Raw genomic sequence first — 11,512 nt, forward strand, 5'->3', positions numbered from 1 at the left:
TGAGGCAACGACTATCGCAAACGAGCTATACAGGATCGCCATCATGCAAAAAGACGCGCTGAATAACGTACATATTACCGATGAACAAGTTCTGATTACCCCGGATCAACTGAAAGCCGAATTCCCGTTAACCGTGGAGCAGGAAGCGCAGATCGCGCACTCCCGTCAGACTATTTCCAACATTATTGCCGGCCGCGATCCGCGTCTGTTGGTGGTCTGTGGTCCTTGCTCAATCCACGATCCGGAAGCTGCTATCGAATATGCTCGTCGATTTAAAGCCCTTGCCGCAGAGGTCAGCGATAGCCTCTACCTGGTGATGCGCGTCTATTTTGAAAAGCCACGTACCACCGTTGGCTGGAAAGGGCTGATTAACGATCCGCACATGGATGGCTCGTTTGATGTGGAAGGCGGTCTCAAGATAGCGCGTCGCCTGCTGGTTGATTTAGTCAATATGGGCCTGCCGCTGGCGACAGAAGCGCTCGATCCAAATAGCCCACAGTACCTTGGCGATCTGTTCAGCTGGTCCGCCATCGGCGCGCGTACCACTGAATCGCAGACTCACCGTGAAATGGCATCCGGTCTGTCGATGCCGGTTGGTTTTAAAAACGGTACCGATGGCAGCCTGGCGACGGCGATCAACGCCATGCGCGCCGCCGCGATGCCGCACCGCTTCGTTGGCATCAACCAGGCCGGCCAGGTTTGCCTGCTGCAGACCCAGGGGAATCCGGATGGTCACGTCATTCTGCGCGGCGGTAAAGCGCCAAACTACGGCCCGGAAGACGTTGAGAAGTGCGAAAAAGAGATGGCGCAGGCGGGACTGAAACCGTCGCTGATGATAGATTGCAGTCATGGTAATTCCAATAAAGACTACCGTCGTCAGCCGGCGGTTGCGGAATCCGTCGTCGCGCAGATCAAAGATGGCAACCGTTCCATCATTGGCCTGATGATTGAGAGCAATATCCACGAAGGCAATCAGTCTTCTGAGCAGCCCCGTTGCGATATGAAGTACGGCGTATCCGTCACCGATGCCTGCATCAGCTGGGAAACTACCGATGCACTGCTGCGCGAGCTCGATAGCGATTTGCGCGGACATCTGGCGGCACGTCTGGGTTAAGAGGATTGTATGGTTGCTGAACTGACCGCATTGCGCGATCAAATTGATGAAGTGGATAAGGCGCTGCTTGATTTGCTGGCAAAGCGCCTGGAGCTGGTGGCGGAAGTTGGCGAGGTTAAGAGTAAATATGGCCTGCCGATTTACGTACCGGAACGCGAAGCCGCGATGCTGGCTTCCCGCCGGGAAGAGGCGGCGGCGCTCGGTGTGCCGCCGGATCTTATCGAGGATGTCCTGCGTCGGGTGATGCGCGAATCGTATTCAAGTGAAAACGACAAAGGCTTCAAAACGCTGCACCCGAACCTGCGCCCGGTGGTTATTGTTGGCGGCGGCGGGCAGATGGGGCGTCTGTTTGAGAAGATGCTGACGCTGTCAGGCTATCAGGTGCGGGTGCTGGAAAAAGAAGACTGGCCGCGGGCGACAGAGATTGTCGCCGATGCCGGGATGGTTATCGTCAGCGTTCCGATCCATACCACTGCAGAGACGATTTCGCGTCTGCCGCCGCTGCCGGCGGATTGCATTCTGGTCGATCTGGCTTCCATCAAAGCCGAGCCGCTGCAGGCGATGCTGGCGGCGCATAACGGCCCGGTATTGGGATTGCACCCGATGTTTGGCCCGGATAGCGGCAGCCTGGCGAAACAGGTGGTGGTTTACTGCGACGGGCGTCAGCCGGAAGCGTACCAGTGGTTCCTTGAACAGATTCAGGTCTGGGGCGCGCGGCTGCACCGCATCAGCGCCGTTGAGCACGATCAGAACATGGCGTTTATTCAGGCGTTGCGTCACTTTGCCACTTTCGCCTATGGCCTGCATCTGGCTGAAGAAAACGTCCGCCTTGAGCAGCTGTTGGCGCTTTCTTCGCCGATTTATCGACTGGAGCTGGCGATGGTGGGGCGTCTGTTTGCCCAGGATCCGCAGCTGTATGCCGACATCATTATGTCGTCAGAAAATAATCTGGCGTTGATTAAGCGCTACTACCAGCGTTTCGGCGAAGCGATTGGCCTGCTGGAGCAGGGCGATAAGCAGGCGTTTATCGATAGTTTCCGTAAAGTCGAACACTGGTTTGGCGATTACGCCCAGCGCTTCCAGAGCGAAAGCCGCACGCTGCTGCGCCAGGCGAATGATAATCGACAGTAAACCCGCTAAACGTGTATACAATAAAGCCAGAGGGGTAACCCGCTGGCTTTTTTTATAGGGATGAAAAGATGGCACAACCGCAACCACTGTTTGATTACGTCGGGCATCTGCCGGAATGCCCAACCTGGAGCGATGCCGAGCAGGCACTGTACTGGGCGGATATTCTGGAGTGCGAAATTCACCGCTACGATACACGCAATAAAGAACACCAGGTCCTGCAATTTCCCGAAGAAGTGGGCTGCTTTGCTCTGCGCGAGAAGAGAGGTTTTATCGTCGCCTTACGTAGCGGTATCTGGCTTTGTGATGCCCGCGGTCTGCTGCAACGCAAAATCTGTGATAACCCAAGTAACCCGGATCTGGCGCGTTTTAACGACGGTGGCACCGACCGGGATGGCCGTTTTTACGCAGGGACCTTCTGGGGGCCGGGGGATTACAATGGCGCGCTGCTGGTACGGATTGATAATGACCTGACGCCAAAGGTGGTGCAGTGCGATATTCATGGTGCTAATGGTCTGGCGTTTAGCGACGATAAGCGCTGGATGTATACCTCCGATACGCCGAACGCGGTGATTTACCGCACGCCGCTGGATGAGCAGGGCGAGCCGGGCATACGGGAAGTGTTTCGTCGTTTCCATCCTGGAGAGGGGATCCCTGACGGTGCGGCGGTTGATGAAGAAGGCTGTTACTGGAGCGCGATGTTTGACGGCTGGCGGATTGCCCGTTTTTCGCCGAACGGAGAACAACTGGAAGAGTATCGCTTACCGGTGCGTTGTCCCACGATGGTGTGTTTCGGCGGCGCGGATATGAAAACGCTCTATATCACTACCACCCGGGAAAATATGGACGCCGACGAAGTGGCGCAATATCCGCTTTCCGGCGCCATCTTCACCCTGCCGGTTGCGGTGGCAGGGATGAAGAAACGGCAATTTATTGAACGTTAAGCCGGGTCGACCGGCACGACGTTTTCGCTTGGGTAACAGCCCAGTACTTTCATCGAACGGGTAATTTCGGCCAGCTCTTTTAAGGCTTTACGTAGCGGAAGGGATTCCAGATTGGCCTGAATATCCAGATAAAACATCTCTTCCCACGGGTTACCGTGGATGGGGCGTGATTCCAGCTTGCTCATGATCAGGTTGTGGTTGCGCAGCACCAGTAGCGCTTCAACCAGCGCGCCAGCCTGTTGGCCGGTGGCGATTAACAACGTCGTTTTCGCCGGCACCTGATCGGATACGTTCACCGCTTTACGCGCCAGTACCAGGAAACGAGTGATGTTTTGCGTCTGGTTAGCCTGGCAGTGCTCCAGCACCTGCAGCCCGTACAGCGCGCCGCCGGCCTCGCTACCCAGCGCGGCAACGGAGGGGGATTTTGCCTGCGCGACTTTTTCCATCGCCGCTGAGGTGCTCTCGGTGTACTCGATTTTCCAGTGCGGATAGCGGCTTAAATATTGGCTGCATTGCTGGAACGGCTGCGGATGGCTATAAACGGTCTCGATCTTATCAGCGTCCGTTGAGGATGAAACGAGCACACAGTGATCGATTGGTAGCGTCAGTTCGCCGACGATCGACAGACTGGTATGCTGCAGCAGATCGTACACATCGTTGATCCCGCCGGAGCTGGTGTTTTCGATCGGCACGACGGCGTAATCGGCCTGACCGGTTTCGACCTGCTCAAAGATATCGGCGAATTTCGCGCAGCCGCTTTCGATAAATTGCTCAAAATGACGCGCGGCGTACTGGCGCGCGGCAAGATGTGAATACGAGCCTTTAGGCCCAAGGAAGGCGATACGCGCGGAGCGGGGGTTAATCTTATTAAGATGCTGCTGCAGTAGCGCCTGCTGGGTAAGAACGGAGTCTTCAATAATCAGCTGGAACAGGCGGGTAATGTAGTGGGCGTCCAGATGATGCTTTTTGCCAAGCGTCATTAAACGCTCCAGCAGGTCGCGTTCGCGGTCGATATCGCGTACTGGACGGTGCGATTCCAGCTTCGCTTTCCCGACTTCTACCGCCAGGCCGCGGCGTTCGGCCAGCAGCGCGAGCAGTTTTTCATCCAGGGCGCTTATTTTGTCGCGCAGGGCCAGTAATGGGGTTTCCTCGGTCATAATTGTGTTGCCTTTCTTGTTATCAATAAAAAAGGCCTCCCGCGTGGGAGGCCTTGTTATTCGTCTTCGCATTCTTTCTTATACGACGAACCGCCTCCCAGTCAGGGGAAGGTAAAAAAGAATGCGAAGAAGAACGGGAGTCGTTTCACGATGAATTCCTTAGGTTAGTGTGGATTACAGTACCTGTACTGTTTTCATCCTGTCAATTAAAAAACGAAAAACGCGCCCGAAGGCGCGTGGCATGACACAACTTAAGTTAAGGATTACTCTTCTTCTTCCACAAAGCCTGCCTCTTTCACCGATGTGGCGGCGCGGCGGGCTTCCCCTTTGTGTTGCACTTTATTCAGCTGCCGTTCCAGCTTGTTGATCAATTCGTTAATGGCGGCGTACATGTCTTCATGACGCGCGCTGGCAACCAGATGGCCGTTCGGCGTATTGATGGTTGCGTCAGCAATAAAACCCTGCGGCTCCTTAGAGAGAATGATGTGCGGGTTGATTAAATGAGTTTGCCACTTATCCAGTTTGGCGAGACGGTCTGCGACATGCTGGCGGATTGCCGGAGTAATTTCCATTTGTTTACTGGTAATGTTCATTGTCATAAATTTTACCTCTTGTCTTTCCCGTCTTGGTGAACCCAGCATACCTCGCCTAATGTCAAAATGTGTGATCTAAATCACATTTAAATGTCACTTTTTGTCAACGAATTCATTTTGTGAGACAGGACAGGAACGGATGAGATTTTACTTGTCGAAATGAAGAAAGGGGGCCATATTTGATGAGTTAACTCGGCGCTAAACCGCTTCAGCGCTGGTGTTCATTGAATAAAAAAACGGCAGCCCAGGGGCTGCCGTTTTGCTTTCTGTTATCACCCTCAGGTGTTTTTGCCGTTGGCGGCGATGATTTTGGCGACTTTGTCAGCCTGCGCGTTCATTTGCATCTGACGATAGGCGTTTTCCATCTTCGGCAGCGCATCGCGAGTGGCCTGCGTATCCGGGTAGTTACGCAGCATACCGTCAACGCGGTTCACGACGGCAACCCAGGCGCCGCGGTCGGTGTAATAATCCACCACCGACAGCTCATACTTCGCCAGACGGTCTTTCAGGAACACCAGACGTTTGTAGGCGTCTGTAGCGTACTGGCTGTTCGGATAACCGCGAACCAGCTTCGAGAAATCATTGAATGCGTCGCGAGCGTGCTGCGGGTCGCGGTCGGAACGATCGACGCCGAAGAAGCCCTGTAGAGCGCTGTCATCAAGGGCCATGTTAGTCAGGCCGCGCATATAGATGACATAGTCAATGTTTGGATGCGTAGGATTCAGACGAGCGAAACGATCGATTGCGGCCTGGGCCAGCGGCAAATCGGCATTTTTGTAATACGCATAAATCAGGTCCAACTGTACCTGTTGGGAGTAAGGACCAAATGGATAGCGATTATCCAACGCTTCCAGTTGCGTTATTGCCTGTTTCCAGTTACCGTCCTGCAACTTTTGCTGGGCGGTCGCGTAAATTTCATTCGGCGGATTATCAGGCACCTCCTCCTTTGAGCCAGAGCAACCCACCAAAGCCAGGCTCAGTGTGGCTGCTGCCACCAGGTATTTCATGCGCGTCATGACGTTTTGACTTCCTCAAAATGTTTATGCGGGAGAATCTCTGTTCCTGCTCCCGATTAAGACCAGCTACAATAGCACACTATATTAAACGGCAAAGCCGTAAAACCCAACGTTAAACGAAGAAGCTGTATATGGCACAACGAGTACAACTCACCGCAACGGTGTCCGAGAACCAACTCGGTCAACGCTTAGATCAGGCTTTGGCCGAATTGTTCCCGGATTATTCACGTTCGCGGATAAAAGAATGGATCCTTGACCAGCGCGTGCTGGTAAACGGCAACGTCATCGACAAGCCGAAAGAAAAAGTTTTTGGCGGCGAAGCCGTCTCTATCGATGTGGAGATCGAGGAAGACGTGCGTTTTGAACCGCAGGATATTCCGCTCAATATCGTCTATGAAGATGACGACATCCTGGTCATCAACAAACCACGTGATTTGGTTGTGCACCCTGGTGCGGGCAACCCTGACGGTACTGTGCTGAATGCGCTGCTGCATTACTATCCGCCCATTGCCGATGTCCCTCGCGCGGGTATTGTTCACCGTCTGGATAAAGATACCACCGGCCTGATGGTCGTGGCGAAGACCATTCCGGCGCAAACGCGTCTGGTCGAGTCACTGCAGCTGCGCGAAATTACCCGCGAGTATGAGGCGGTGGCTATCGGCCACATGACCGCTGGCGGTACGGTTGAAGAACCAATCAGCCGTCACCCGACCAAGCGCACGCATATGGCGGTTCACCCGATGGGGAAACCGGCGGTGACCCATTACCGCATTATGGAACATTTCCGTATCCACACCCGTTTGCGCCTGCGCCTGGAAACCGGCCGTACCCACCAAATCCGCGTCCATATGGCGCATATTACCCATCCGCTGGTGGGCGATCAGGTTTACGGCGGCCGCCCGCGTCCGCCGAAAGGGGCATCGGACGAGTTCATCAGCGCGCTGCGCAAATTCGATCGCCAGGCATTACACGCGACCATGCTGCGTCTGTATCACCCAGTTACCGGTATTGAGATGGAATGGCATGCGCCGATCCCGCAGGATATGGTGGAACTGATCGACGCCATGCGCGCCGATTTTGAAGCCCATAAGGACGATATTGACTGGTTATGACAAAGCTGATTGTTCCGCAGTGGCCTATGCCGAAAGGCGTGGCGGCCTGTAGTTCTACCCGTGTGGGCGGCGTGAGCCTGCCTCCGTATGACTCGTTGAACCTTGGCGCCCATTGCGGCGACGATCTCCTGCATGTCGAAGAAAACCGCCGGCGGATGTTTGCCGCTGGCGGATTACCCTCTTATCCGGTGTGGCTGGAGCAGGTGCATGGCACCACGGTACTAAAATTGGATGGCGGGCCGTACGTGTCAAAACGCGCCGATGCGTCATACTGTAATACGCCGGGTACCGTTTGTGCGGTGATGACCGCGGACTGCCTGCCGGTGCTGTTCTGTAACCGCGCCGGAACCGAGGTGGCGGCGGCGCATGCCGGATGGCGCGGCTTATGTGAAGGCGTTCTGGAAGAAACAGTCGCCTGCTTTAATGATAAACCGGAAAATATTCTGGCCTGGCTTGGTCCGGCAATTGGCCCTGAGGCGTTTGAAGTCGGTGCGGAAGTGCGAGAGGCTTTCATCGCCAAAGATGCCCAGGCGCAGAGCGCCTTCCGTCCTGCCGGTGAAAAATATTTTGCTAATATTTATCAATTGGCTCGTCAGCGCCTGGCTAACGTCGGCGTGGAGCAGATTTTCGGCGGCGATCGTTGCACTCTAAGTGAAAAAGATGATTTTTTCTCTTATCGTCGCGACAAGACCACAGGTCGTATGGCAAGTTTCATTTGGCTGATATAACCTAGAGAATCAAGACGATCCAGAAGGCAAACTTATTTTTCACATAGTTCAGGTCTTTAACCTTGAATAATTGAGGGATGACCTCATTTAATCTCCAGTAGCAAATTTGACCTGTTTATGGGAGGAGTTATGCGTCTGGATCGTCTTACTAATAAATTCCAGCTTGCTCTTGCCGATGCCCAGTCGCTAGCACTCGGGCACGACAATCAATTCATCGAACCACTTCATCTAATGAGCGCCTTGCTGAATCAGGAAGGGGGATCGGTGCATCCTTTATTAACCTCGGCGGGTGTTAACGCCGTGGCGTTACGCAGCCAAATCGAACAGGCGCTGAGCCGTTTACCGCAGGTAGAAGGTACCGGCGGCGACGTCCAGCCGTCTCAGGATCTGGTGCGTATTCTCAATCTTTGCGACAAGCTGGCGCAAAAGAGAAAGGATAACTTTATTTCGTCAGAACTGTTCGTTCTGGCGGCGCTTGAATCACGCGGTACGCTGACCGACCTGCTGAAATCTGCCGGAGCAACAACCGCCAATGTGACTCAGGCGATTGAACAAATGCGCGGAGGTGAAAGCGTGAACGATCAGGGTGCTGAAGACCAACGTCAGGCATTGAAAAAATTTACCGTCGATCTGACCGAGCGTGCCGAACAAGGCAAACTGGACCCGGTGATCGGCCGTGATGAAGAGATCCGTCGTACCATCCAGGTACTTCAGCGCCGTACTAAAAACAACCCGGTGCTGATTGGTGAACCCGGGGTGGGTAAAACGGCAATCGTCGAAGGACTGGCGCAGCGTATCGTCAACGGCGAAGTACCAGAAGGGCTGAAAGGCCGTCGGGTATTGGCGCTGGATATGGGCGCGCTGGTGGCCGGGGCGAAATATCGCGGTGAATTCGAAGAGCGTCTGAAAGGTGTGCTGAACGATCTGGCGAAACAGGAAGGCAACGTTATCCTGTTTATCGATGAGCTGCACACCATGGTCGGCGCGGGTAAAGCCGACGGCGCGATGGATGCCGGCAACATGCTGAAACCGGCCCTGGCGCGCGGTGAACTGCACTGCGTCGGCGCCACCACCCTTGACGAATACCGCCAGTACATTGAAAAAGACGCCGCGCTGGAACGTCGTTTCCAGAAAGTGTTCGTTGCCGAGCCGACGGTAGAAGATACCATCGCCATACTGCGCGGTCTGAAAGAACGTTATGAACTGCACCACCACGTGCAGATCACTGACCCGGCCATCGTGGCGGCGGCGACCCTGTCGCATCGCTATATTGCTGACCGTCAGTTGCCGGATAAAGCTATCGACCTTATCGATGAAGCGGCATCCAGCATCCGTATGCAGATCGACTCGAAGCCGGAAGAGCTGGACCGTCTCGATCGCCGTATCATCCAGTTGAAGTTGGAACAGCAGGCGCTGAAGAAAGAGGCGGATGAAGCGAGCCTGAAACGTCTCGATATGCTTAATGAAGAGCTGGCGGACAAAGAAAGTCAGTATTCGGTGCTGGAAGAAGAGTGGAAAGCGGAAAAAGCATCGCTCTCTGGTACGCAGACTATTAAAGCCGAGCTGGAACAAGCCAAAATTGCTATCGAACAAGCACGACGTCTTGGCGACCTCGCGCGGATGTCCGAACTGCAATACGGTAAAATTCCGGAGCTGGAAAAACAGCTGGCGGCAGCTACCCAGTCTGAAGGCAAAACGATGCGCCTGTTACGTAACAAAGTAACCGATGCCGAGATCGCCGAAGTGCTGGCGCGCTGGACCGGTATTCCGGTGGCGCGCATGATGGAAAGCGAGCGCGAAAAACTGCTGCGTATGGAGCAGGATCTGCATCACCGCGTCATTGGCCAGGATGAAGCGGTTGAAGCGGTATCCAACGCCATTCGCCGTAGCCGCGCCGGGTTGTCTGACCCGAACCGGCCTATTGGTTCGTTCCTGTTCCTCGGCCCGACCGGGGTGGGTAAAACCGAGCTTTGCAAAACGTTGGCTAACTTCATGTTCGACAGCGACGACGCGATGGTGCGTATCGATATGTCCGAATTTATGGAGAAACACTCCGTCTCGCGTCTGGTCGGTGCGCCTCCGGGATATGTGGGTTACGAAGAGGGCGGCTATCTGACCGAAGCGGTTCGTCGTCGTCCTTATTCCGTCATCCTGTTGGATGAAGTGGAAAAAGCGCATCCGGATGTATTTAACATTCTGCTGCAGGTGCTTGACGATGGTCGCCTGACCGACGGGCAGGGGAGAACGGTCGACTTCCGTAATACGGTTGTCATCATGACCTCTAACCTCGGTTCCGATCTGATCCAGGAACGTTTCGGCGAGCTGGACTACGGTCATATGAAGGATCTGGTGCTTGGCGTGGTTAGCCAGCGCTTCCGTCCGGAGTTTATCAACCGTATCGATGAAGTGGTGGTCTTCCATCCGCTGGGTGAAAAACATATTGCTTCTATTGCGCAGATCCAACTGCAGCGTTTGTATAAACGTCTGGAAGAGCGCGGCTATGAAGTGCATATGTCCGATGAGGCGCTGAAGCTGCTGAGCGAAAATGGCTACGACCCGGTATACGGTGCGCGTCCATTGAAACGTGCCATCCAGCAACAGATAGAGAACCCGTTAGCGCAGCAAATCCTGTCTGGCGAGCTGGTTCCGGGGAAAACCGTCGAGCTGGTGGTAAAAGACGACCGCATCGTAGCAGTGCAGTAAGTCACAAAACGACAAAAACGGGCCCTTTGGGCTCGTTTTTGTTTAAAAACCAGGCAAGAATTAAAGTTCAAACGTTAATTTGGTTGAAAAGTGAGCGCTTGAATTGTTTTTTTGAATTTATGCTTGTCACTTCAGAATTACTCCCTATAATGCGCCTCCACTGACACGGAACAACGGCAAACAAGCCGCCAGGTCAGCAGGGTTTCAGCAGCGAAATGTGACGCTGAAAACCGACAGAGAAAAGCGAAATAAGCGCTTGACTCTGAATGAGGAAAACGTATTATACGGGACCTCGCAACGGTGAGCGAAAGCCGCGTTGCACTGCTCTTTAACAATTTATCAGACAATCTGTGTGGGCACTCAAAGTGACATGGATTCTTAACGTCCTCGGACGAAAAATGAATACCAAGTCTCTGAGTGAACATACGTAATTCATTACGAAGTTTAATTCACGAGCATCAAACTTAAATTGAAGAGTTTGATCATGGCTCAGATTGAACGCTGGCGGCAGGCCTAACACATGCAAGTCGAGCGGTAACACAGAGAGCTTGCTCTCGGGTGACGAGCGGCGGACGGGTGAGTAATGTCTGGGAAACTGCCTGATGGAGGGGGATAACTACTGGAAACGGTAGCTAATACCGCATAACGTCGCAAGACCAAAGTGGGGGACCTTCGGGCCTCATGCCATCAGATGTGCCCAGATGGGATTAGCTAGTAGGTGGGGTAATGGCTCACCTAGGCGACGATCCCTAGCTGGTCTGAGAGGATGACCAGCCACACTGGAACTGAGACACGGTCCAGACTCCTACGGGAGGCAGCAGTGGGGAATATTGCACAATGGGCGCAAGCCTGATGCAGCCATGCCGCGTGTATGAAGAAGGCCTTCGGGTTGTAAAGTACTTTCAGCGAGGAGGAAGGCGTTAAGGTTAATAACCTTGGCGATTGACGTTACTCGCAGAAGAAGCACCGGCTAACTCCGTGCCAGCAGCCGCGGTAATACGGAGGGTGCAAGCGTTA

Annotated in this window: 10 protein-coding genes, 1 rRNA gene and 1 other annotated feature; of the genes, 7 read left to right on the forward strand and 4 right to left on the reverse strand. The window is 54.1% G+C overall.

Features of this window, described 5'->3' with window-relative positions:
- The first annotated feature begins 43 nt into the window (after nt 1-43).
- The 3 genes from aroF to AC2CGP_RS18320 all read left to right on the forward strand — a co-directional run bounded on the left by aroF (nt 44) and on the right by AC2CGP_RS18320 (nt 3,186).
- Nucleotides 44-1,114: a 3-deoxy-7-phosphoheptulonate synthase AroF gene (gene aroF / locus AC2CGP_RS18310; protein WP_015370264.1), complete on the forward strand. Its 1,071-nt coding sequence runs from the start codon at nt 44-46 to the stop codon at nt 1,112-1,114.
- Nucleotides 1,115-1,123: 9 nt separating this feature from the next.
- Nucleotides 1,124-2,245 carry a bifunctional chorismate mutase/prephenate dehydrogenase gene (gene tyrA / locus AC2CGP_RS18315; protein ID WP_015703194.1) on the forward strand — a complete coding sequence of 374 codons (1,122 nt, stop codon included), beginning with the start codon at nt 1,124-1,126 and terminating at the stop codon, nt 2,243-2,245.
- A 68-nt stretch (nt 2,246-2,313) separates the two neighbouring features.
- Nucleotides 2,314-3,186, forward strand: coding sequence for an SMP-30/gluconolactonase/LRE family protein (locus AC2CGP_RS18320; protein ID WP_171829689.1), 873 nt, complete (start codon nt 2,314-2,316; stop codon nt 3,184-3,186).
- Here the strand turns inward: AC2CGP_RS18320 and pheA are convergent.
- From pheA to bamD, 4 genes are all read right to left on the reverse strand, one after another.
- Entirely contained in the window at nt 3,183-4,343 is a 1,161-nt protein-coding gene (pheA, locus tag AC2CGP_RS18325; RefSeq protein ID WP_213759436.1) for a bifunctional chorismate mutase/prephenate dehydratase, read from the reverse strand. The two genes, AC2CGP_RS18320 and pheA, sit on opposite strands and share 4 nt — an antisense overlap.
- 25 nt (nt 4,344-4,368) lie before the next feature.
- Nucleotides 4,369-4,493, reverse strand: a sequence feature (Phe leader region).
- Nucleotides 4,445-4,492, reverse strand: a complete 48-nt coding sequence (gene pheL / locus AC2CGP_RS18330; RefSeq protein WP_100279143.1) for a pheA operon leader peptide PheL — start codon at nt 4,490-4,492, stop codon at nt 4,445-4,447. (Overlaps the previous feature by 48 nt.)
- A 113-nt stretch (nt 4,494-4,606) precedes the next feature.
- Nucleotides 4,607-4,942: a ribosome-associated translation inhibitor RaiA gene (gene raiA, locus AC2CGP_RS18335; RefSeq protein ID WP_002914111.1), complete on the reverse strand. Its 336-nt coding sequence runs from the start codon at nt 4,940-4,942 to the stop codon at nt 4,607-4,609.
- Between the two features lie 272 nt (nt 4,943-5,214).
- Complete coding sequence (gene bamD, locus AC2CGP_RS18340) at nt 5,215-5,952, reverse strand: outer membrane protein assembly factor BamD (RefSeq protein WP_015370268.1); 738 nt, start codon at nt 5,950-5,952, stop codon at nt 5,215-5,217.
- Nucleotides 5,953-6,083: 131 nt separating this feature from the next.
- Between bamD and rluD the strand changes: the two genes are divergently transcribed.
- The 4 genes from rluD to AC2CGP_RS18360 form a co-directional block, all read left to right on the forward strand.
- Complete coding sequence (gene rluD / locus AC2CGP_RS18345) at nt 6,084-7,064, forward strand: 23S rRNA pseudouridine(1911/1915/1917) synthase RluD (RefSeq protein WP_045413352.1); 981 nt, start codon at nt 6,084-6,086, stop codon at nt 7,062-7,064.
- Nucleotides 7,061-7,792, forward strand: a complete 732-nt coding sequence (yfiH, locus tag AC2CGP_RS18350) for a purine nucleoside phosphorylase YfiH (protein WP_015370270.1) — start codon at nt 7,061-7,063, stop codon at nt 7,790-7,792. Before rluD ends, yfiH begins: the two co-directional genes overlap by 4 nt.
- A 129-nt stretch (nt 7,793-7,921) precedes the next feature.
- Nucleotides 7,922-10,495: an ATP-dependent chaperone ClpB gene (clpB, locus tag AC2CGP_RS18355; RefSeq protein ID WP_015703191.1), complete on the forward strand. Its 2,574-nt coding sequence runs from the start codon at nt 7,922-7,924 to the stop codon at nt 10,493-10,495.
- Between the two features lie 466 nt (nt 10,496-10,961).
- Nucleotides 10,962-11,512, forward strand: a 16S ribosomal RNA gene (locus AC2CGP_RS18360); the annotation flags it as partial.

The sequence above is a fragment of the Klebsiella sp. SYXHC3 genome (genome assembly GCF_057196925.1).